Here is a 22,076-nt window from a genome sequence, read left to right on the forward strand (position 1 = left end):
CCTTTCAATACGGGCTCAGCATTGAGCCTGGGTGACGGAGCGGACTAGCGGGTCAAAACGTCTAGAAGGAGGGCTTGAGCAGCGAAGCGGTGATGCTGCCGAGGCTGAATCCTGAAGCCGACGGCGCGTTGCCGGCCGGCGGCGTCGTGGCAGCGGGTGAGGCGGCGGGTGCGGGTGCGGCGGGGGCGGGGCTGAGTCCGCTGAAGTAGCCGCCGGCAACGGCCGAGGACGGGACAACTGGCTTGGAAGAGTGCACGGTTTCCGGGCGGGACTGCAGCAGGAGCAGGTTTTCGCCGTCCGGCAGATCAGCGTCGAGGGCCCATTCGATGTCCTGCGGGCACTTGTAGTGCTTCTCCGCACGCTTGGCCATCTGGGCGACGGCGGTGAGCTCGGCATCGGTGAGGCTGCGGCGGCCGCGGCGTTCGGCGTCGACCTCACGCTCCACCAGACGGCCGGCCGCGGCATCCGGGATGAGTTCGGCGTGTTTGTCGCCGAGGTGCTCGGAGACGACGGCCAGGGTGACTTTGTCCAGCATGATGTTATCCGGCGTGACCTGGCCCGAAACCACCATCTCCCCGACCCCGTAGGAGGAGTCGATGGTGATCTTGGAGCGGTCGCCGTTGGTGGGGTCCATGGTGATCGCGACGCCGGAGACGCGCGCGTTGACCATCTTCTGCACCACGACGGCCATCGAGAGGCCCTCGTTGGGAATGTTGTTCTTAAGCCGGTAAATGATGGCGCGGGAGGTGAACAACGAGGCCCAGCACTGGCGGATGTGCTCGGTGACCGCCTTGACGCCGTCGAGCCAGAGGTAGGTGTCCTGCTGGCCGGCGAAGGAGGCGTCCGGGAGGTCCTCCGCGGTGGCGCTGGAGCGGACGGCCACCGGGACCGGCGCCTCGAAGCGGGCCATCAGGGACTCGTACGCGGTGACGGTGAGTTCGCGCAGGGCCTGCGGCACCTGGCGGGAGCGGATGTCCTCGCGGATGGCGGCGGCGACCTTGTCCACCTGGGCCATGTCCTCGGGGTCCAGGCCGGCGAGGAGCTCGTGGATGTCCCGGGTGATGCCGGCTTCCTCCATGAAGGCGTCGAACTGGGCGGTGGTGACCACGAAGCCGGGCGGGACGGGCATGCCGGCGGAGGTCATGGTGACCAGCGAGGCGCCCTTGCCGCCGAGGTTTTCGAGCTTCGGTTCAATGCCGCCGTCGAAGAACTGGATGTATTCGTTGCTGTGCATATTTCTCAGGCCTTCCAGCTGACGGGGACGGTCTCGGGGACGCGGAAGGAGAGGTTCTCGCGGAAGGCGATGGCTTCCGGGTTCTCCAGCTGCAGCTCCGGGGCGAGCCGGGCCACTTCCTCGAGGGCGATTTTGGCCTGGAGCTTGGCGAGCATGTTGCCCAGGCAGTAGTGGATGCCGAACCCGAAGGAGAGGTGCTCGCGGGCGTTGGGCCGGGCGATGTCAAAGTCCTCGCCGGCGTCAAACTTCGTGTCGTCCCGGTTGGCCGAGCCCATCAGGAGCAGCAGCTGGGCGCCTTCCTTGATCGCGACGCCGCCGACTTCGGTGTCTTTGAGGGCCTTGCGGCGCCAGCCGACGATCGAGCCCGCGTAGCGCAGGACCTCGTCGATGGCGGCGGGGATCTTCTTGGGGTCCTCCACAAGCTGCTGCCACTGCTCGGGGCGGGCCAGGAGTTCGCGGAGGGCGTTGGAGATCAGGGTGGTAGTGGTCTCGTGGCCGGCGAAGAGCAGGCTGTAGAGGACCGAGGCGATCTCGTGGTCGGAGATTTCGGCGCCTTCCTGTTGCGCCTTGACCAGGTCCGCGGTGAGGTTATCGCCGCCTGACTCGTGGGCCACCCGGACCAGGCGAAGGCATTCCTGCCAGTACTCCACGAGGTTGTGGGCGTGCGGGATCTGTTCCTCGTCGCTGAGGTCGCCCCAGGTCATGGCGGCACGGGAATCGCTCCAGCGCTTGAAGGTGTCCACCTGGGAGACGTCGGCGCCGATCAGGGTCAGGATGGTGATGGTGGGGACGTCGTAGGCGAGGTCCTTGACCATGTCGCCGCGGTGTTCCGGCCGCGCGAGCATCGTTTCGAGCAGCTCGACGACGTTCTGCCGGATGAAGGGCTCCAGGGCCTTGTAGCGGCGGGGGGTGAAGGCCTTCTGGACCACGGCGCGGATGCGGGTGTGCTCCGGCGGGCGGCGGGCGGAGAGGCCCGAGTAGGCGGTGAAGCCGCCGTCGTCCATGATCTTCTTGGCCGCGGCGCCGCGTTCACGGACGGGCGCCTGGGCGTTTTCACTGGAGAAGGTCTCCCAGTCCTCAAAGACGGCTTTGATGTCGTCATAGCGGGAGACGACATAGAGGCCGATCCGCTCGTCGAACATGACGGGCTGCTCGGCCCGGAGTTCGGCGTAGGCGGGGAAGGGATTCTTCATCTGGAACGGCTCGTAGCCGTGGTGCCCGGCGGGGGCTTCGGCGCCGTGCCCGAAGGGACAGCGGCCGGCCGTTTCAGTCGACGATGACATCTGGGCTCCTTGGTTTTAGGTCCCGCCGGCAGCGCCACTGCATGCCGCGGGTTCTTATTCACCAGTGTGGCCCCGATCACGCCGGAATGGCAGGGCTCACTTCCACTGAGCGGAAGCCAGTTGATGCAGGGCCTGTTGCTGCCAGGGATCCTGGCCTAGTCCGTTCCCGCAACATTGCTGCCCAGCAGCGTTTCCAGCGGGATCCGGGCGGTGGCGCGCTCGATCTGCGCCGCGATGCCCCTCAGGACCGGCAGGTGGCGGGTCATCGTGGCGGCCTGGTTGGTGGGCAGCACCAGCCCGATCGCGGCGCCGATCCTGCCGGTATGGAAGACCGGGACGGCGATCGAGCAGGAACCCAGCCGGACCTCCTCGAGGGTGGTGGCGTAGCCCTGCTCCCGGATCTGGGCGAGTTCGGCCGCCAGCTTCTGCGGGTCAACGTGGGTGTGCGCGGTGTGCCGCTCGAGCTGCCGGTTCAGGTAGGCGTCGCGGACCCAGTCCTCCTCGAAGGCCAGGATGACTTTGCCGACGGCGGTCGCGTGCATGGGCAGGCGGCCGCCGACGCGGGAGGCCCGCGGCACCCGCTTGGAGCCGTAGACGCGGTCGATGTAGAGCACCTCGTGGCCGGCCCGGACCGCCAGGTGCGCGGTTTCGCCGGTGAGCGAGAAGAGGTCCTGAACGTACGGCCGGGCCGCGTCGCGGAGCTGGCGGCCGGTGTTCTGGGCGAGCTCCCAGAGGCGGATGCCGAGCTGGTAGCGGCCGTTGGGCTCCCGCGAGAGGAAGCCCCAGTCAGTGAGCTCGTTGACCAGCCGGTGCGCCGTACTCAGCGGGAGCCCGGATTTTTCGGCGATGTCCGTCAGGCTGAGGGCTCCCCGGGACTTTTCGAAGGCTTCCAGGATGGAGAGGACCTTCGAGGTCACCGTCCTGCCGGGTTCGCGGCTGCCGCCGGCCATCGTGACCTCCTCGTCGGGGATGAGCGTGGATCCGAGTCTAGAACGGAGCGACGGAGTCTGCATGCCGGGGAGTTCGCTAGGCGGTCCGCGCCGCCCGGCTAGCATGCATCGATGAATATCAATATACTGATGAATGTGACGCACTCGTTCGCAAGCCGCATCCCCTTGGGACAGCTGCCTCAATGAGGACGGCACAGGGTTTCGGCACTGGATCGAACCACCGCAAGAGCCAAGGAGAACTGCATGCCTGCCATCCGAATCTATGAATCCGCTCTCTGCTGCGACACCGGCGTCTGCGGCCCCGACGTCGACCAGTCCCTGGTGGACGTGACCGCAAACGTGCGCCACCTTCAGGGCCTCGGCGCCGACATCGCGCGGCACAATCTGGCCAGCGACCCGACGGCCTTCGCTACGGATGAGACGGTCCGCGGCTACATGCACACCGTCGGATCCAAGGGCCTGCCGCTCACTGTCGTAGACGGCGTCACCGTCGCCACCGGCGCCTACCCGAGCAGGGCGCAGTTGCTGACGTTCGCCGGACTCGGCGAAGCGGCAGAAGAGCCGACCCCGCGCCCGGAGTTAGGCCTCACCGAAAAGAAGTCCGGCGGCTGCTGCGGCGGCTCCACGAGCTGCTGCTAAGTTCCGGCGTGAAGTTCCTTGAGAACCTGCCTCGGTTTGTGTTTTTCACGGGAAAGGGCGGCGTCGGCAAGACCTCAGTGGCCTGCGCGACCGCCCTGACCCTGGCAAGAGCGGGAAGGCACGTGCTTCTGGTCAGCACCGACCCCGCGTCGAATGTGGGTCAGGTCTTTGGTGTGACCATCGGAAATACCGTCACGCCCATCCAGGAGGTGCCGGGCCTCTCCGCACTGGAAATCGACCCGGAGCAGGCCGCCGAAGCCTACCGTGAGCGGATCATCGCACCCGTGCGCGGCCTCCTGCCGGAGACCGAACTGGCCAGCATTGCTGAAGGCCTGTCGGGCTCGTGCACCACGGAGATCGCCTCGTTCGACGAGTTCACCAACCTGCTCGCCGACGACCTGGCCTACGCGGAGTATGACCACATCGTCTTCGACACCGCCCCGACGGGCCACACGATCCGGCTGCTGCAACTGCCCGGTTCATGGACCGACTTCCTCGAGACGGGAAAGGGAGATCCGTCGTGCCTAGGCCCCCTCTCAGGGCTCGAGAAGCACAAGCAGGTGTACGCCAAGGCCGTGCAGGCTCTCACCGACCCGGCCCGGACACGCCTTGTCCTGGTCAGCCGCGCGCAGACGTCATCCCTGACGGAGATCGAACGAACCTATCGGGAACTGGGCGAGATCGGCATCGGCGGGGGTTACGTCGTCCTCAACGGCGTCCTGCCGCCCGCTGCCGGCGAGGAGGAACTCGCGCAGGCCCTGCGCGCCCGGGAAGCTGCCGCCGTCGCCGCCATGCCCGGCTCGGTTGCCGCCCTTCCGCGGGACGTTCTGGATCTGAAGCCGGGCAACATGGTCGGCATTCCGGCCCTCGAGACCTTGTTCGCGGCCGCCGGGGCCGGCATGCCTCCCGGCGCGGCGGCGGACGCCGAGGTCGAAGATGCCCCGCTGGCTGCCCTGGTGAACGAAGTGGAGCTCGACGGCCACGGTCTCGTGATGTGCATGGGGAAGGGCGGGGTCGGGAAGACCACCGTCGCTGCCGCCATCGCCGTCGCCCTCGCGAAACGGGGACACCCGGTCCACCTGACCACGACAGATCCGGCTGCCCATCTGACCGAAACGTTGCAGGGATCCACCCCGGGCCTGAAAGTCTCCCGCATTGATCCGGATGCGGCCATCCAGGAATATCGAAGCCACGTGATGGAGACCAAGGGCCGGAGCCTGGACGACGAAGGCCGCACGGCGCTGGCCGAGGACCTCATGTCCCCGTGCACGGACGAGGTGGCCGTGTTCCGGCAGTTCTCCAGGGTGGTCCAGGAATCCCGCCGCCACTTCGTGGTGATCGACACGGCGCCGACCGGCCACACACTGCTGCTCCTGGACGCCACGGGGTCGTACCACCGCGAGATCTCCCGCCAGGTCGGCGACACGATGGGGTTCGTGACACCGCTCATGCGGCTTCAGGATCCGGCACAGACCAAGGTTGTCCTCGTCACCCTGGCTGAGACGACACCTGTGCTCGAAGCCGAGGTTCTGCAGGATGATCTGGAAAGGGCGGGCATCCATCCGTGGGCCTGGGTCATCAACAACTCGATCGCAGCCGCACACCCGCAGTCGCCGTTCCTGCGGGCCCGCGCCGCGAGCGAGATCGAACAGATCGCGAAGGTGCACACGTTGGCAGACCGGGTCGCCCTCATTCCCATGCTGCCCGAAGAGCCTGTGGGTGAAGACAGATTGTCGGCGTTGACCGCTCTCAGCACCCAGCCTGCCTGACCCGCCGCAACGGCCCCGCCGCACCGTGTGCGGCGGGGCCGTTGCCTTCCCGGCTAACCGCCCAGGCGCTCGGCCAGCAGGGCTTCGATGTCCTGGGCGGTGGCGTCCAGCCTGGCAATCGTGTCACGCTGGATCGCCCGCAGGTACTCAGCATCCGACTCGCCGTCCTGCACCCAGTCCTCATCGCCGGGGGCGTCCATCGCCTGGCGCGTGTTGGCGGTTGCTGCCTTGATGTTCTCCAACATGGCACGCAGCCGGTCCTCGGTGGTGGGAGTCCTGGCATTCATGGTGTCCTCCTGGGTCGCGGCCGCAATGTCAGCTCTTGGGGACTACCTTTGCCCCCGTCGTGCCCCCAGGGCAAGAACTAAAGGGCCTGTGTGCGCCGTTCGATCAGGACCGTGTCCCGCCACTGGCCCGCGGCAGGGCCGCGGGCCATCCGGGCAATCTTTTCCCGTCGCCCCACAACCCTGAAACCATGTGCGAGGTGCAGCTTCAAGCTCGGTTCGTTCTCAGGAAAGATGCTCGCCTGGATGGTCCAGATGCCGCGCTCTTCCGTCGAGGCGATCAGGGACCGGAGGAGGACTGATCCTATCCGTTGGCCGCGGGCGGCCTCGGACACGTAAATGGAGTGTTCCACGACGCCGGAGTACACAGGACGGGTGGAAACGGCGGAGACCGCCGCCCAGCCGAGGACGCTGCCGTCGACCGCCTGCGCCACGAGGCGGTGGTCGGTGAGCCGCGAATCATCGAAACTGGGCCAGTCCGGCGCCGCGGACTCGAACGTTGCCTGCCCGGTCGCGATTCCCTCGCCGTAGATCCGTTGGGCCGCGGGCCAGTCTGATTCCTGCATCGGACGGATCGTGAGGTCGGGCTCCGAATTGCGACTCACAGGGAGGCCAGGATGCCGGCCGTCTGCTCCATGGCGCCGGGAACCAGGGAGTAGTAGGCCCAGGTGCCGCGCTTCTCGCGGTGCAGCAGGCCGGCGTCGACCAGGATCTTGAGGTGGTGGGACACGGTGGGCTGCCCCAGGTCCAGTGGCTCGGTGAGATCGCAGACGCAGGCTTCCCCGGCTCCGGCAGCCTTGACGATGGAGAGCAGCCGCAGCCGGTTCGGATCGGCCAGGGCCTTGAAGACCAGGGCTTTCTGCTTCGCCTCCTCGGCACCCAAGGCAGGCACTCCTGCCGGGGCGCAGCAGGATTCATCTGTGGCCGGCTCGAGTAGAGGCAGGGAGTTCATGTACCCATTATGCCTTGATATTGACAATCATCAATGTTAGGGGAGCCCCCGGGCGGGAGTGGCTGGGGCGCATGCCGCGTTGGGGTGGAGACGCAGAGGGGTCGGCCCGCCAGGGGCGGCGACGGCTAGGATCTGGCCGTTTCGGAACTGCGCGGGAGAACGGCGTCGTCCGCGGTGCGGGCCGCGGAGGGGAACAGGATCAGGAGGAGGCCAAGGCCGACTGCCGTGCCGACCAGCTGCGCCACGACGAAGCCGGGAACGGAGGCCGGTGCGATGCCGGCGAAGGTGTCGCTGAAGATGCGGCCGACTGTGACCGCCGGGTTCGCGAACGACGTCGAGGACGTGAACCAGTACGCGGCCCCAATATAGGCGCCCACCGCCGGCGCGGCGAGCACGCCGCGCGAGGTGGCTGCGAGGGCGAAGATCAGCAGGATCAGACCCGCGGTAGCGATAACCTCGCCCAGCAGATGACCTGGGGTTGCGCGCTCCTTGGCAGAGATGGACGTGCCCACCTCGAACATGGCGTTCGCGAGCACGCTGCCCATGACCGCACCCACGGTCTGGGCAACCGCATAGGTGACAAGCTCGGGAAGGGTCAGCCCGGCGCCGCTGCGTCGACCCAGAATCCAGTCGGCGAGGGAGACCACAGGATTGAAATGCGCGCCGCTCACGGGTCCGAGCACCAGAATCAGCACCGTCAGGCCCAGCACCGTGGCCGTGCTGTTCTGGAGCAACTGCAGGCCAACGTCGCCGGGGGAGAGTTGCTGGGCGGCGATTCCGGAACCGACGACGATCATCACGAGCAAGCTGGTGCCGAGCAGTTCAGCGACGGCACGACGCCACAGCGGCGGTTGGTGGGAAGTCATGGCAACAGCTTGACCCAAAGAATTAACTCAGTCAAAATTGAATCAATGACTATTGAGGCAATCAAGGATCTTCGGGCGCGGGCAGCCAAACATGCGGCCCTCGCCGATCCCGCGCGGCTGCGCATCGTTGACCTGCTGACCCTGGGCGACTTCTCCCCCACGGAACTGCAGGCAGAGCTGGGGATGCCGTCGAATCTGCTGTCCCACCACCTGCGCGCCCTGGAAGATGCAGGACTGGCAACCCGCCACCGCTCCGAGGCCGACAGGCGCCGCAGCTACATCCGGCTTGCCGCCGGCGCCTTGGAGGGCCTGGTGCCCGGCGCGGAACACGGGGCCCGCCGCGTCCTGTTCGTCTGCACGAAAAACAGTGCACGGTCCCAGTTGGCCGCCGCACTGTGGCAGCAGGTCAGCGAAATCCCGTCCGCGTCGGCAGGAACGCATCCCGCGGACCGCATCGCCCCAGGTGCCATCGAAGTCGCCCGGCGTCACGGCGTGGACCTCGCCGACCTTCCTCCGCGCAACCTGGAGCAGATGGCAGGGGACGGGGACTTCGTCGTGACCGTCTGCGACAATGCCCATGAGGAGCTGCCCGGACTGGGCGGCGTGCACTGGTCAGTGCCGGATCCGCTGCGCCTGGGCACCGAGGAAGCCTTCGAAAACGCCTTCAATGACATCGCCCACCGGATCAATGACCTCGCGCCGCGCGTGCTCGCCGCCTGATTACCCGACCCCGACCGCCCACTCCTTCCCGCTGCGGACAAGGGGCATGTCCCGCCGGTTCATCCGACGCCGGCCGGGATGCCCGACGGGGGCGGTGAAGGCGATTTTGCAAATATTGACAATCATCAATCTATCGTTCGATACTTTCTGCATCGATCATCATCAATGTTCTGCCGAGCGCTGCACGTGTCGGGCACAGGACCTCAACCGGACCGCGACGCACCCGTCACCCAACTGATTCCAGGAGAAACCCCGTGAGCACCGAAACCGCCAAGAAGCCCTCCGTCCTGTTCGTCTGCGTCCACAACGCCGGCCGCTCCCAAATGGCCGCAGCGTTCCTCACCGCCCTCGGCCAGGGCCGGATTGAGGTCCGCTCCGCCGGTTCCGCCCCGGCGGACAAGGTCAACCCCGCAGCCGTCGAGGCCATGGCGGAACTTGGCATCGACATGTCCGCCGAAATCCCGAAGGTCCTCACCACCGAGGCCGTGAAGGAATCCGACGTCGTGATCACCATGGGCTGCGGCGACACCTGCCCGATCTTCCCCGGCAAGCGCTACGAGGACTGGGAGCTCGAAGACCCGGCCGGCCAGGGCGTCGCCGCCGTCCGGCCGATCCGCGACGAGATCAAGGGGCGCATCGAGGACCTGATCGCCTCCCTCGCCCCCGCCAAGTAAACGGCCCCCAAGGAGGACCGCCATGAGCGCCGACGTCGTCACCGCCGACATCGTTAGTACAGAACAGCTGATCATCATCGGATCCGGCCCTGCCGGCTACACCGCTGCCATCTACGCCGCCCGCGCCGGCCTCAAGCCGCTGGTCATCGCCGGAGCCGTCACCGCCGGCGGTGCCCTCATGAACACCACCGAGGTGGAGAACTTCCCCGGCTTCCCGGCCGGCATCCAGGGTCCGGAGCTCATGGACGGGCTCCAGCAGCAGGCCGAGAAATTCGGCGCACAGGTCGTGTTCGACGACGTGACCGAGGTCCGGCTCACCGGTCACCTCAAGCGCGTGGTCACCGCTGCGGGGCAGGCCCATGAAGCGCCCGCGGTCATCCTCGCCACCGGGTCCGCCTACAAGGAGCTCGGCCTGCCGGAGGAGAAGAAGTTCAGCGGCCACGGCGTCTCCTGGTGCGCTACCTGTGATGGCTTCTTCTTCCGTGACCAGGACATCATCGTGGTCGGCGGCGGCGACTCGGCGATGGAGGAAGCGACGTTCCTGACCCGCTTCGGCAAGACCGTGACCGTCGTCGTGCGCAAAAACGAGCTGCGGGCCTCCAGGATCATGGCCCAGCGTGCCAAGGACAACCCCAAAATCCGTTTCGCCTGGAACTCCGCCGTCACCGGGATCCACGGCAACGGAAAGGTCACCGGCGTCACCCTGACCGATACCGTCACCGGGAAGACACGTGAGCAGGCGGCCACGGGGATCTTCGTCGCGATCGGCCACGTGCCCCGCACCGAACTGCTGGCCGGCCAGGTGGACCTCGATGCTGAGGGCTACATCAAGGTCGACTCCCCGACCACAGTCACCAACCTGACCGGAGTCTTCGCCTGCGGGGACGCCGTCGACCACCGCTACCGCCAGGCCATCACCGCCGCCGGCACCGGTTGCGCCGCCGCCCTCGACGCGGAACGCTATCTCGCCGCGCTCGAGGACGCGGACAGCATCGCCACCGCCCTGGTGGAGGACCCCACCCACTCTTGAACTGCACCACGCAGCACCCCGCATCCCGGCCTGCCCAACTAGCTCGCAGCAGGGGCCGTTTTGAGCCCTCAAAACGGCCTTAAGTGAGAGCTAGTTGGGTGCCGGACCGCAACCCCACCGGATGAAGAGGACACCATGGTTGTAACCACTACGCTTCCCGTAGCTGTCATCGGAGCCGGGCCCATCGGTCTCGCCGCGGCAGCGCACCTGCTCGAGCGCGGCCTGCAGCCGCTCATCTTCGAGGCCGGCCCGACGGCGGGCGCCGCCATCGAGCAGTGGCGCCACATCCGGCTCTTCTCTCCGTGGCAGTACAACACCGACGCCGCCGCCGTCCGCCTGCTCGCCCGTACCGGCTGGGAAGCACCTGAGCCGACGGCGCTGCCCACCGGCGGGGACTTCATCGACCAGTACCTCACCCCGCTCGCCGCGCTCCCGGCGATCGCGTCCCGACTGCACACCGGCGCCCGCGTCGTGGCAGTGACCCGGCAGGACATGGACAAGACCCACAGCCGGAACCGCGACACCGCCCCCTTCGTGGTCCGGGTCGAACACGCCGACGGCGAAGTCCGCGACTACCAGGCCGCAGCTGTCATGGACGCCTCCGGCACGTGGTCCACCCGGAACCCGCTCGGAACCTCGGGCCTGCCCGCCGTGGGAGAAGCTGCCGTGGCCAACCACGTCTCCTCACCCCTGCCGGACGTCTTGGGACGCGACCGTGAGACGTTCGCCCGGCGCCGGGCCGTCGTCGTCGGAGCTGGGCACTCGGCAGCCAACACCCTCCTCAACCTCGCCGAGCTCGCAGCCCAGGTGCCCGGGACGAAGATCGTCTGGGCGATCCGCGGCGCCTCCGCGGCCAAGGTCTACGGCGGTGGCGACGCCGATGGGCTGGCCGCCCGCGGCCAACTCGGCAGCCGGCTCCGCAGCCTCGTCGAGTCCGGTGCCGTGGAACTTCACACCGGCTTCGGGATCGCCTCCCTTGCAGTGTCCGACGGCACCGTCACCTTGACCTCCACGGACGGCCGCACCCTGGAGGCCGACGTCGTCGTTCCGGCCACCGGTTTCCGCCCCGACCTGGGCATCCTCCGGGAACTCCGGCTGGAACTGGACCCGGGCGTCGAGGCCCCGCGTGACCTCGGCCCGCTGATCGACCCCGAATTCCACTCGTGCGGCACCGTGGAACCGCACGGAGCCAAGATGCTCGCCCACCCCGAGCAGGACTTCTACATCGTCGGCATGAAGTCCTACGGCCGCGCCCCGACCTTCCTGCTCGCCACCGGCTACGAGCAGGTCCGCTCCGTCGCCGCGGCCTTGGCCGGGGACCGGGAAGCGGCCGACGCCGTCCAGCTCGAACTCCCCGAGACCGGCGTCTGCTCCTCGGACATCGGCACCAGCTGCGACGTCCCGGCTGCCACTGCGGGGTTCGTGGCTGAAACCTCCGGCGGATGCTGCGGAGCCCCTGAGCCTGTGCTGGTCGGGTTCCCCACCGGGCTGGCCCACGGCCGCTCCGGCGAGAACTGACCTCGTTCAGCTGCAGGACAATACCGAGGTCCTGCAACGGATTAGTGCGCGGCTGGCAGACCCGGCCGGCCTGCCCGTCGCGGCCGTGCGGATCATCGGTGATGAGATCCATGACCGGGTCAAGACACTGACAGCAGCACTGCTCAACAACCCAGGCTCAGACAAGGAAGAATTAGACACATGACCCAGACCGCGAAAAAGCCCAGCATCCTGTTCGTCTGCAGCAAGAACGGCGGCAAGTCCCAGCTCGCTGCCGGGCTCATGAAGCAGCTCGCCGGCGACGGGATCACCGTCCATTCCGCAGGCACCAAGCCGGGTGCGTCATTGAACGCCCAGGCCGCGGAGTCCCTGGCCGAACTTGGGATCGACATCACGGGTGAACACCCCAAACCGGTCACCGACGCGGTCCTGGACGCCGTGGATGCCGTGATCGTCCTGGGCACCGAAGCCAAACTGGAACCCCGCGACGGCACCCGTTTCGAGGTCTGGGAAACGGACGAACCCGCCGAGCGCGGTATCGAGGGCATGGACCGCATGCGCCTGGTCCGGGACGATATCAAGGCCCGGGTCCGGAAGCTGCATGCGGAGCTCACTGGGAACTAGGCCATGCCCGTCCCGGCGCTATCCCGCACACTGGCCCCCGAGGGTGTGCATTCCCGTGCCGGATGAGGCCTGGCCGGACGGTCCGATCGTGCTCTGCGTCGAGTGGATGTTTCCAGAGCATCTGGTCCGCACGGCCGCTGATCTCGCGAGCGGGCTGGGACAGCACCTTGTCTGCGCCTTTGTAGACCCCTCCAGTTTCCTGACGGAATGGGAGCCGGACGGCATCCGGACGGCGCATTCACTCGACCCGGTGGTGAAAGAAGAGACCGATTTTCCGTCCGGGCAGCTGCTGCGGAACCTTGAAGCGGTCCTCGGACAGCCCGGGGAGTCGTGGTCCTTCCGCGTCCTCAACGGAGACGTCGCCAAGGCCCTTGGCCGTCTGGCGGACAACGTCGGCGCATCCTTGCTGGTCGTGGGCGCCGAGCGACCTGGTGCCTTGGCGTGGATAGACAGGCTCCTCGAAGGATCGGTTGCCGCGGCCCTGGTCAGCCGCCGGGAGTGGCCGGTCCTCATCATTCCGGACACCACCGCGTAGCCCCGCCCGCGTCCGTTCCGCAGCGGGAAACGGGGGTCACCGGATGATGCGACCATCGTGGATGACAGTCCTCGGCCTGTTCTGGTCCCAGAGAACTTCCGGGTCCGCAAAGGGGTCGCCATCCAGGATCACGGCATCGCCTGCCATCCCGGAGCTGATGCCCCCGATGCTTGGATCCTGAAGGAGTTCCGCGTTTACTGAGGTCAGTGACCTCAGCGTCTCCAGGACGCCTGCCGCCTCAATCTGAAGCCGAATGCCGACGAGCTGATCGTCCTCGAGGTCCCCCATCAGGTCGGATCCGAAGCCGACTTTGACTCCGGCCTGCAGGGCCAGTTCCACAGCGACCTTCCCGGCCTCAAGTACCTCGGCGTTCTTGGCCTGGGATACGGGGTTCAGACCCAGATCTGCTCCCCTTCTGCTCATGGCATCGTAGGCGGCAAGCGTCGGCACCAGGAAGCTCCCGCGCTCGGCCATCAGCTGCGCGGTGTCCCGGTCCAGGAGATTCCCGTGTTCTATGGAACGTACCCCGTTTTCCACTGCATGCCTGATTGCCTCGGGCGAATACGCATGGGCCGCCACGTAGCTCTTGCGCCGGGTGGCCTCGTCCACCACCGCCCGGACTTCTTCCGCTGAATACTGCGGCAGCCGGATGGGATCCGTCAGGGACACGACCCCTCCGGAGGCCATGATCTTGATGGCGTGGCTTCCCGTGCGGAACCGTTCACGGACTGCCTTGCGCAGATTGTCCACTCCGTCCACTACGGCACACATGTGACCGTGATCGAAGCAGACGTCCAGGTCCGCGGACCGAGGATCGCCATGGCCGCCGGTCTGGCTGAGTGCAGGGCCCGTGTAGTAGTACCTCGGCGCCGTGACCAGGCCGCTATGGATGGCGCGGGCCAGCCCCCTGTCCCCGCCAGCCACATCGCGCACGGTAGTGAATCCCCGCCGCACTGCGGCGCCCAACCGGCGCGCCCCCACCAAGGCTGCGTAGCTCAGGAGCGAGCGCTCAACCTCAAGGCCGCCCAGTCCCACGGCGTACGCGTGAAAATGTGCATCGATGAGACCGGGCACCACCACCCTGCCGCCGGCGTCAATCACCTCACCTTCGGGGATGACGTCGCCGATCTCCTGAATAAGCCCGTCCCGGAACACGATGGATCCTCGCGCCAGCTCGGGCGAATGTCCGTCAAAGATCCGGGCATTCTGGATGGTCAGAGAGGGTGCGTTGGTCATGGTGACAACTCCTCGGGAGGGACGTTGGTGGTTGCGGCAACTCGTCGGATCGGCGCCCTAGGTGCCGGCCGGCTCAGTGGAACCGCGCACGATCAGTGAACTTTGGAGGATCAGCTGGGGCTCTTCCAGGCCGTTGCCCTCCATGAGCCGGCGGAGCTGTTCGCCGGCCTTGGCCCCCAGGGCGTCGCCGGGCAGGTGGACGCTGGTCAGACCCGGGCTGGACGTGGCCGAGTACGGCAGGTCGTCGAAGCCTGCCACGGCCAGTTCCTGCGGAATGCGGACACCGGCCACCCGGGCTTCCTGCAGCACCCCGTAGGCATGGGTGTCGGTGGCGCAGACGACGGCGGTCACGCCATCCCGCTGCCAGGCCGGCCACGCCGCGGCGAACGCTGACGCGGCCGCGCCCACGTCAATGGTGGTGCCGATGACATGGTCCGGTGCCACGGTGATGCCCAGTGCGGCGGACTCGGCCAGGAACGCCGCCCGGCGGATCTCGAAGGTCGCGGTGCCGGTCACGCTGTCCACGTACGCCGCCCGTTCGTGTCCGGCGTCCGCCAGGTGACGGGCCAGCAGGCGGGCTCCATGGCCGACGTCGAGGTTCACCGAGGGGGCGAAGGACTCCAGGCCCGGGGCGTCCAGCAGGACCAGCGGTCCCGCGACGGACAGCTCGTCCAGGAACGCCGCGCTGGGCGCGTCCACCAGCAGCCCGGCCGGCCGCAGGGCCAGCAGCCGGCGGACGTCGTCGACGCGCGGAAACTCCCCGGCGTCCGTGACGGAGAGCAGCAGCTGGTAGTCGGCGCCGAGAGAGCCGCGGACGCCGGCAATGACCTTGGCGAAGAACGGGTTGGAGATGTCCGGGGCCACGAGAATGACGATCGAACTGATGCCCTTGGCCAGGGAACTGCCGATGCTGTCGACCACGTAGCCGAGTTCGGCAATGGCTTCCTGGACCCGCGAAATGTTGTCCTCCGACACCCTCCCCCGCGTTTTTCCGTTGGCCACGAGGGAGACCGTTGCGGTGGAGACCCCGGCCCGCGCGGCCACCATGGCCGCAGTGACGCGCGGGGTGCGCCCCCGAAGTTCTTGCACGCGATCGCCGGATTCCATACCTCGATCGTATCCGGGCGCGGCGGGATGTATGCGCCGCAATACATCAAGCGCTTGACGTAATGAACGTTAAGCGCTTGACGTATCTCCCGGCAGAGTGCCAAACTCTCACTGAACGCTTTAGTGCACCGCCCCGGCGGACCCCCAACGACGTGGAGATATACGTGGATCCCATCACCTTGAAACCGGAACGTCGGAAGATCATCCTGGACTGCGACCCGGGACATGACGACGCCGTGGCCATGCTGCTGGCTCACGGCAACCCGGACATTGAGCTCCTGGCCGTCACAACGGTCGTCGGCAACCAGACCCTCGAGCGGGTCACCCGCAACGCCCTCTCGGTCGGCACGATTGCCGGCATCACCGGTGTCCCCTTCGCCGCCGGCTGCGATCGGCCGCTGGTCCGCAGCATCGAAACCGCCCCGGACATCCACGGCGAGAGCGGCATGGACGGCCCCGCCCAGCCAGAATCGAGCATCGAACTGGACCCCCGCCACGCCGTCGACCTCATCATCGACACCGTCATGGCGCACGAGCCCGGCACCGTGACCCTGGTGCCCACGGCCGGACTGACCAACATCGCCATGGCGGCCCGCAAGGAACCGCGCATCGTGGAACGCGTGAAGGAAGTCGTCCTCATGGGCGGCGGCTACCACGTGGGCAACTGGAGTGCCGTGTCCGAATTCAACATCATCATCGACCCCGAGGCCGCACACATCGTCTTCAACGAGCCCTGGCCGGTGGTCATGGTGGGCCTGGACCTCACGCACCAGGCCCTGGCGACCCCCGAGGTCGTGGAAAAGATCGCTGCCGTGGGCACCCGGCCCGCCCAGTTCGTGCTGGAACTGATGGAGTTCTTCACCAAGACGTACAAGGACGCCCAGGGCTTTGACTACCCTCCCGTCCACGACCCCTGCGCGGTGGCCTACGTCATCGATCCCACCGTCATGACCACCCGCAAAGTGCCGGTGAACATCGAACTGCAGGGCCAGCTGACGCTCGGCATGACCGTGGCCGATTTCCGGGCCCCGGCGCCGGCGGACTGCCACACCTCCGTGGCCGTGGAACTCGACCACGGGAAATTCTGGAACCTCGTCACGGACGCCCTGGTGCGCATCGGCGACGTCGACCCGTCCGCCGCCGTCAGCGTCGACGCAGGAGCAGCCAACTCATGAGCACCCTGACCTACGAACCCAAGACCACGCGGCGAAGCGTCACTGCGCTCACGGCCGCACTGCTGACCGCCTGCGTTGCCTTCCAGCTCAACGCCTCCATGCTCAGCCCCGCCCTGGTCACGATGGGCACCGAACTGCACACGGACCAGGCCGTGATCGGCCTGTCCCAGACCTGGTTCTTCACCGCCGCAGCACTGTTCTCCCTCTTCCTGCCACGCCTGAGCGACATTGTGGGACGCAAGAAAATCCTGCTGGGCATGATGGTGATGATGGCCGTCGGCTCCCTGATCGCAGCCATGGCCCCGGACATCACGTGGCTCTTCGTCGGCCGCATCGTCCAGGGGGTCAGCGGCCCCACCGTGCCGCTGTGCCTGATCATGCTGCGCTCGGCCGTCAGCGACCCGCGCAAGTACGGCGCCCTGATGGGCCTCATCACCGCCGTCAACGGCGGGGTTGCCGGCGTGGACTCGTTTGTGGGCGGCTACTTCGCCGAACACTTCGGGTTCCGCAGCATATTCTGGCTCATGGTCGCCCTGGCAGTCCTGGCCGCGGCTCTCGTCGCTGTCCTGGCCGGCGAAAGCAAGCCGGCAGTCGGCACCAAAATGGACTGGCCCGGCGTGTTCTTCATCGTGATCGCGGTCGGCGCCCTGCTGACCGCCCTCAACGAAGCCTCGAAACTGGTCAGCGCATTTTCTGCCGGCACACTCACCCTGGCCATCGCCCTGGTCGCCGTGGCCGCGATCGCCTTCTGCGGTTTCTGGATCGTGGAAAAGCGCACCCCGCAGCCGATGGTGGAAACCGCGCACCTGCGCCGGCGCTCCACCTGGGCGCCCTTGTTGACCACCACCCTGACGATGACCGGCGTCTTCGCGGTCATCAACGGGATCGTTCCCGCCTACGTGCAGGCCACTGCCCCCGGCTTCGGCGTGGGCCCCACCGAGATGTCGCTGATCATCCTCACCCCCTATGCCCTGCTGGGCTGGATCGTCGGCCCGATCACCGGCCGGCTGGCCCCGGTTCTTGGCTACACCAAGGTTCTGCGGATCGGCATGGCCGGCAGCGTCGTGGCCCTGGCCATCATTGCCTTCTTCGGCCTCAGCAGCCTGCCCATGATGATTGCCGGAACAGCGTTGCTGGGCATCATGTACGCGGGCACAGTCAACATCATGCTCAACGGCCTGGGCGTTGTCCTCTCCCCCGAAGGCAACCCCGGCTTCCTCCCCGGCATGAACGCCGGCGCGTTCAACCTGGGTGCGGGCCTGAGCTTCCTGGTCCTCCCGGCGGCGCTCGTGGCCTCTTCCGCGTTGGGCGACGCCCAGGCTTCCTACCTGACCGCGATCGCGGTGGGCCTTATCATCACCGTGGCGGCATTTGCTGCTTCACTGCTGATTCCCAAGCCCGTGGAAGCTGAGGCGAAGTGACCATCGCGACCCCTGCCCCGATCGTCGTCGTCGGCTCGCTGAACGCGGACCTGACCATCTACTGCGAGCGGCTACCGCTTCCCGGCGAAACGGTGCACGGGAACGGTTTTGCGGTGAACCCGGGAGGCAAAAGCGCCAACCAGGCCGTCGCCGCGAGCAAGCTCGGCGGCCGGGTCGTCCTGATCGGCGCGGTCGGCGACGACGCCAACGGCACCATGCTCCTGGCCTCCACCGCCGGGGCGGGCGTGGATGTCTCCCGCGTCCGCCGCTCCCCCGAGGCGGCCACCGGCGTCGCCGTCATCTCCGTGGACGCGAGCGGCGAGAACAACATCATCATCTCGGCCGGTGCCAACGGCACGCTGGCACCGGAGGATGTTGCCGGCTCAGCCGACGTGTTCGAGCGCGCATCGGTGGTGTGCCTGTGCCTCGAGGTTGGCCTCGACACCGTTGAAGCGGCGGCCCGGTTGGGGCACGACGCCGGCGCAACAGTCCTGCTCAACCTGTCGCCTTACGCCGAGATCCCCGCGAGTCTCGCCGGCCTCTGCGACGTTCTGCTCGTGAATGCGCACGAGGCGTCGCTGTTCCTGGGCGGCACCGCCGTGCCCGACGCCGGCGCGGACACGGCGGCGTGGGCGCCGGTCCGGAGCAGGTTTGCCGATCGCGGACTGCAGCGCGTTGTGGTCACCTTGGGCGCTGACGGCTCCGTGGTCCTGGACTCGGGTGCCGGCGCCGGGGGCCACGTCACCCGGATTGAACCCACCAGGGTCAACGCCACGGACACCACCGGCGCCGGCGACGCCTTCACGGGGGCCGTCGCGGCACGCCTGGCTGCCGGGGAATCCCTCCCGGCCGCTGCCGCCTTCGCCTCGGTTGCCGCCGCCCTGGCAGCGACCAGGAAAGGGACGCAAACGGCCTACCCGGAAGTGGCGGACGTCGAGGCAATGCTGGCGTAGCGGCCGCCCAGCTGGCTGGGAGCGCCACAGGGCCGGGCGCCGCAGATCATGTCTGCGGCGCCCGGCCCTGGTTAAGCACGCAAGCAGGGCCGGGGCCGCTTGGCCGAGCAACCAGCGGCTGCACAGCACAGCCCTTTCAAACTAGGGCGCTGTTGCACTTACCCCAGAAAGGCCCACAATGGTTCGATCGGATAGGAGTATCTGCCGGGCGATGGCGGCCGCGACTTACTGGAGCGTCAGTGGCGAGCGTCTTGACCTTTTCGGCCGGAAAGCAAGCGAACTTGTACCGACTAATGATGGGGCTCCTCGGCATGATCACTTTGCGCAAACACGTCCTCCCCTCAGTCCTCGCGGTGATTCTGCTCTCGACGTCGGCCTGCACCTCCGAGACCGCGGCCGGCACCCCGACCGGCAGCGCGAGCAGCAAGCCCGCCAAATCCGCCAGTGCTGCGCCTTCCCGGCCTGCTGTTCCGCCGCTGGATCCGGTGAGTCCTGTGGACGCGCGTACGGTGCTGGCCGCGTTCAAGTCCCGGGGCATGGTGGACCACCTGAAGGCCCTGCAGCAGGTTGCTGATGCCAATGGCGGCAACCGCGCCTCGGGCACCTCCGGGTATGAGGAATCGGCCCGCTACATCGAGAAGCAGTTGCGGGCTGCCGGGTACTCACCAGTCCGGCAGACCTTCAGCTTCAAAGGGGAGGGACGGGGCAAGCCGAAGGTGGAGTCGTTCAACATCCTGGCCGACACGGAGGGCAGCGCCGAGCGCACCGTGGTGGTGGGCGCGCATCTGGATTCCGTGAAGGACGGCCCGGGAATTGACGATAACGGCAGCGGGGTGGCAGCGGTCCTTGAGACCGCCCGGTGGATGAAGGAGTCCGGGATTACGCCGGCCAATAGGGTCCGGTTTGCGTTCTGGGGTGGGGAGGAGGACGGCCTCTACGGGTCCCAGCACTACGTCGATTCGCTGAGCACGCAGGAGCGCAGCCAGACCCCGGCATACCTGAATGTGGACATGGTGGCCTCGCCCAACGGTGTGCGGTCCGTGCACGACGGCGACGGTACCGATTTCGGCCACGCCGGGCCGGCCGGGTCCAAGGCGATCGAGGACATCCTCTTCCGCTTCTTCAAGGAGAACTCGCTCCCCGCCGAAACCACGCCCTTCGATGGCGGTTCCGACTACGACGCCTTCCTGACGGCCGGCATTCCGGGCGGCGGGCTGTTCACCGGCGATGAGAAGAAGAAAACCCAGGCCCAGGTCCAGGCCTACGGCGGCGAGGCCGGCAAGCATCTGGATCCCTGCTACCACGAGGCCTGCGACACCATCGCGAACACCAACCCGGATCTGCTCAAGGACATGTCCGCCGCACTCGCCTACGCCACCGCGGCCTACGCGATGGCCAAGCCCGCGTAAGCGCAGAGAGGTCCCCGGCACGGCCACCTCGTGATGAGGGGCCGTGCCGGGGACCTGTGCTTCCTGACTGCGACAAGTTCCATAAGTTTCGGCTCCGGGTCGCGCTGGCGTTCCCTCCGCCTGCCTGCCGCGCTAGAGGGCCGCGCGGGTGGTGTCCGGGACCGGAAGGTCGGTCGCCTGGGGCATGACAACCTCTACGGTCAATTCGCTGACGGCGGGAACGTCGAGGAACTTGCGGTGGAACCGCGGGCCGAGGATGGCGTAGGACGCGGCGCTGGCCAGTCCCCCGGCGAGCCAGGACAGGTCCCATCCGCCCAGGGCGACGGCGATGGGTCCCTGCATTGCCGGCACCAGCCCATACATGAACAGCCACGTGGCGTAGATGCCGATGAGCAGGGAGGCGATGCCGGCCGGATTCACGCCCGGCAGGCGTTTGGTGCCGATCGCGTCGAAGAGCCTGTCAGGGTTGCCGGGCCAGCGCTTTTCGATCCAGAAGTAGTGGACCAGCATGACTCCGCCCCAGGCGGCCACCCAGGCGACCAGCCCGATCAGCCAGGCATCCAGTACGGAGGCAAAATCTTCCTGGAAGATGAAGAAGATTACGGCGGCAAGTGAGAAGACGCCGACGAACAGGTTCAACTTGCGCCTGCTGATGGAGATGTCCAGTGCCTGAGTGGCCACGGAGAAGGTGTAGATGTTCAGGATGTTGGTCGCGATGGGGCCGTGCAGCACCATTAGCAGCACGGGCAGGGCCAGCGCGCCGAAGTTCAGCACGATGAGTTTTCCGGGGTCGATTTCGCCGGTGTTGGTGGCCAGGCTGGCCCCCAGGATGCCCAGCCAGACGACGGGGATGAACTGGCCCAGCACCGAGGCCAAGTAGACCTTGCGCTTGGGCACCGAGGTGCTGACGAAGCGGGAGTAATCTGCGGCGTAGGTGAACCAGGTGATGCCCCAGCCGATGCCGATAGCCGTCATGACGGCGCTCATCGCGGCGATGCGTTCGGAGCCTTCCAGGATGTGACCTGCCGGGCCGGCGTAGGTCCAGTTGATCTGCATGCCGAACCATGCCACTGCCGACATCACGGTCAGGATGATGATGGTCGGCGGGACGGTCCATTTCTCGAACGCGGCGATCGCCTTGTAGCCGAACCAGGCAATGGCCACCTGGGCCGCCATGATGAAGGTGGCGATGCCGATCTTCCACGCATAGTTGTGGGCCTCCGGGTCAACCCAGCCCAAGGTTCCGAACAGCGCCATGACCAGGTCCAGGATGATCCAGGTGTTGACTGCGCACCAGCCGATCACCAGAAGGGCCTGGATGGCCGCCGGCAGGTAGTTTCCGCGCCGCCCGAAGGCTGCGCGGGCCAGCACCATGCCGGTCGCTCCCGTCTTTTGGCCCAGAAGGACAAAGCACCCGAAGAGCAGCATGCCGATCAGGTTTCCAAGGACAAGAACGGTGACGGTGTCCGCGAACCCCAGCCCGAGCTGGATGCCGAGCGCACCGAGCACCCAGTTGATCGGGGCGAGGTTGGCGCCGGCCCAGATCCAGAACTGGCCGGACACCTTGCGGGTGCGCTCTGATTCGGGGATGGGGTGAAGCCACGCTTCGTGGTCTTCGCTGGCCGCTGGTGCGGTGCCGGCCGAAACCAAGGGGGATTTTTCACGCATTGGAGCCTCCGTGAGCGATTGGGGTGCTTCAAGATTATGTGGCACATGCC

The 22,076-nt window shown here is 67.2% G+C and carries 22 protein-coding genes; 12 read left to right on the forward strand and 10 right to left on the reverse strand.

Annotated features, from left to right (window positions below; translation table 11 throughout):
- Positions 1–61: 61 nt before the first annotated feature.
- The 3 genes from ACVWZ7_RS10380 to ACVWZ7_RS10390 form a co-directional block, all read right to left on the reverse strand.
- The gene (locus tag ACVWZ7_RS10380; RefSeq protein WP_456507778.1) at positions 62–1,234 is read right to left on the reverse strand and encodes a PEP/pyruvate-binding domain-containing protein; all 1,173 of its coding nucleotides are present in this window, start codon (positions 1,232–1,234) and stop codon (positions 62–64) included.
- A 5-nt stretch (positions 1,235–1,239) separates the two neighbouring features.
- Positions 1,240–2,517: a cytochrome P450 gene (locus ACVWZ7_RS10385; RefSeq protein ID WP_456507779.1), complete on the reverse strand. Its 1,278-nt coding sequence runs from the start codon at positions 2,515–2,517 to the stop codon at positions 1,240–1,242.
- A 155-nt stretch (positions 2,518–2,672) separates the two neighbouring features.
- A complete protein-coding gene (locus ACVWZ7_RS10390; protein ID WP_456509097.1) occupies positions 2,673–3,467 on the reverse strand; it encodes an IclR family transcriptional regulator in 795 nt (264 codons plus the stop codon).
- A gap of 243 nt (positions 3,468–3,710) precedes the next feature.
- Between ACVWZ7_RS10390 and arsD the strand changes: the two genes are divergently transcribed.
- Complete coding sequence (gene arsD, locus ACVWZ7_RS10395; RefSeq protein ID WP_344361668.1) at positions 3,711–4,106, forward strand: arsenite efflux transporter metallochaperone ArsD; 396 nt, start codon at positions 3,711–3,713, stop codon at positions 4,104–4,106.
- Between the two features lie 8 nt (positions 4,107–4,114).
- On the forward strand, positions 4,115–5,875 hold the full coding sequence (arsA, locus tag ACVWZ7_RS10400; protein WP_456507780.1) for an arsenical pump-driving ATPase: 1,761 nt from the start codon (positions 4,115–4,117) through the stop codon (positions 5,873–5,875).
- 53 nt (positions 5,876–5,928) lie between these two features.
- Here the strand turns inward: arsA and ACVWZ7_RS10405 are convergent, their stop codons facing one another.
- The 4 genes from ACVWZ7_RS10405 to ACVWZ7_RS10420 all read right to left on the reverse strand — a co-directional run bounded on the left by ACVWZ7_RS10405 (position 5,929) and on the right by ACVWZ7_RS10420 (position 7,977).
- A complete protein-coding gene (locus ACVWZ7_RS10405) occupies positions 5,929–6,162 on the reverse strand; it encodes a hypothetical protein (RefSeq protein WP_116765379.1) in 234 nt (77 codons plus the stop codon).
- Positions 6,163–6,239: 77 nt separating this feature from the next.
- The gene (locus ACVWZ7_RS10410; RefSeq protein ID WP_456507781.1) at positions 6,240–6,725 is read right to left on the reverse strand and encodes an N-acetyltransferase family protein; all 486 of its coding nucleotides are present in this window, start codon (positions 6,723–6,725) and stop codon (positions 6,240–6,242) included.
- 35 nt (positions 6,726–6,760) lie between these two features.
- A complete protein-coding gene (locus ACVWZ7_RS10415) occupies positions 6,761–7,111 on the reverse strand; it encodes an ArsR/SmtB family transcription factor (RefSeq protein ID WP_456507782.1) in 351 nt (116 codons plus the stop codon).
- Positions 7,112–7,236: 125 nt separating this feature from the next.
- Positions 7,237–7,977, reverse strand: a complete 741-nt coding sequence (locus ACVWZ7_RS10420) for an aquaporin (protein ID WP_456507783.1) — start codon at positions 7,975–7,977, stop codon at positions 7,237–7,239.
- A 45-nt stretch (positions 7,978–8,022) separates the two neighbouring features.
- On the opposite strand from ACVWZ7_RS10420, the gene ACVWZ7_RS10425 reads away from it, so the two are divergent.
- The 6 genes from ACVWZ7_RS10425 (at position 8,023) to ACVWZ7_RS10450 (ending at position 13,057) form a co-directional block, all read left to right on the forward strand.
- Entirely contained in the window at positions 8,023–8,697 is a 675-nt protein-coding gene (locus tag ACVWZ7_RS10425; RefSeq protein WP_456507784.1) for an arsenate reductase/protein-tyrosine-phosphatase family protein, read from the forward strand.
- A 254-nt stretch (positions 8,698–8,951) separates the two neighbouring features.
- On the forward strand, positions 8,952–9,371 hold the full coding sequence (locus ACVWZ7_RS10430) for an arsenate reductase ArsC (RefSeq protein ID WP_344361686.1): 420 nt from the start codon (positions 8,952–8,954) through the stop codon (positions 9,369–9,371).
- A gap of 22 nt (positions 9,372–9,393) precedes the next feature.
- The gene (gene trxB, locus ACVWZ7_RS10435) at positions 9,394–10,401 is read left to right on the forward strand and encodes a thioredoxin-disulfide reductase (RefSeq protein WP_456507785.1); all 1,008 of its coding nucleotides are present in this window, start codon (positions 9,394–9,396) and stop codon (positions 10,399–10,401) included.
- A 135-nt stretch (positions 10,402–10,536) separates the two neighbouring features.
- The gene (locus ACVWZ7_RS10440) at positions 10,537–11,919 is read left to right on the forward strand and encodes an FAD-dependent oxidoreductase (RefSeq protein ID WP_456507786.1); all 1,383 of its coding nucleotides are present in this window, start codon (positions 10,537–10,539) and stop codon (positions 11,917–11,919) included.
- Positions 11,920–12,099: 180 nt separating this feature from the next.
- Complete coding sequence (locus tag ACVWZ7_RS10445) at positions 12,100–12,522, forward strand: arsenate-mycothiol transferase ArsC (RefSeq protein ID WP_344361693.1); 423 nt, start codon at positions 12,100–12,102, stop codon at positions 12,520–12,522.
- Between the two features lie 55 nt (positions 12,523–12,577).
- Positions 12,578–13,057, forward strand: coding sequence for a universal stress protein (locus tag ACVWZ7_RS10450; protein ID WP_344361696.1), 480 nt, complete (start codon positions 12,578–12,580; stop codon positions 13,055–13,057).
- A gap of 36 nt (positions 13,058–13,093) precedes the next feature.
- Here the strand turns inward: ACVWZ7_RS10450 and ACVWZ7_RS10455 are convergent, their stop codons facing one another.
- Positions 13,094–14,293, reverse strand: coding sequence for a metal-dependent hydrolase family protein (locus ACVWZ7_RS10455; protein WP_344361698.1), 1,200 nt, complete (start codon positions 14,291–14,293; stop codon positions 13,094–13,096).
- 57 nt (positions 14,294–14,350) lie between these two features.
- Positions 14,351–15,400, reverse strand: coding sequence for a LacI family DNA-binding transcriptional regulator (locus ACVWZ7_RS10460; RefSeq protein WP_456507787.1), 1,050 nt, complete (start codon positions 15,398–15,400; stop codon positions 14,351–14,353).
- A 152-nt stretch (positions 15,401–15,552) separates the two neighbouring features.
- On the opposite strand from ACVWZ7_RS10460, the gene uriH reads away from it, so the two are divergent.
- From uriH to ACVWZ7_RS10480, 4 genes are all read left to right on the forward strand, one after another.
- A complete protein-coding gene (uriH, locus tag ACVWZ7_RS10465; protein ID WP_456507788.1) occupies positions 15,553–16,575 on the forward strand; it encodes a uridine-preferring nucleoside hydrolase UriH in 1,023 nt (340 codons plus the stop codon).
- Positions 16,572–17,996, forward strand: coding sequence for a uridine transporter UriT (gene uriT / locus ACVWZ7_RS10470; RefSeq protein ID WP_456507789.1), 1,425 nt, complete (start codon positions 16,572–16,574; stop codon positions 17,994–17,996). Before uriH ends, uriT begins: the two co-directional genes overlap by 4 nt.
- Complete coding sequence (locus tag ACVWZ7_RS10475) at positions 17,993–18,949, forward strand: ribokinase (RefSeq protein ID WP_344361709.1); 957 nt, start codon at positions 17,993–17,995, stop codon at positions 18,947–18,949. Before uriT ends, ACVWZ7_RS10475 begins: the two co-directional genes overlap by 4 nt.
- Before the next feature lie 311 nt (positions 18,950–19,260).
- Entirely contained in the window at positions 19,261–20,358 is a 1,098-nt protein-coding gene (locus tag ACVWZ7_RS10480; RefSeq protein ID WP_456507790.1) for a M20/M25/M40 family metallo-hydrolase, read from the forward strand.
- A gap of 132 nt (positions 20,359–20,490) precedes the next feature.
- On the opposite strand, the gene ACVWZ7_RS10485 is transcribed toward ACVWZ7_RS10480, so the two are convergent.
- Positions 20,491–22,026, reverse strand: a complete 1,536-nt coding sequence (locus ACVWZ7_RS10485; RefSeq protein WP_456507791.1) for a purine-cytosine permease family protein — start codon at positions 22,024–22,026, stop codon at positions 20,491–20,493.
- Between the last annotated feature and the right edge of the window lie 50 nt (positions 22,027–22,076).

The sequence above is a fragment of the Arthrobacter sp. TE12232 genome, assembly GCF_054062615.1.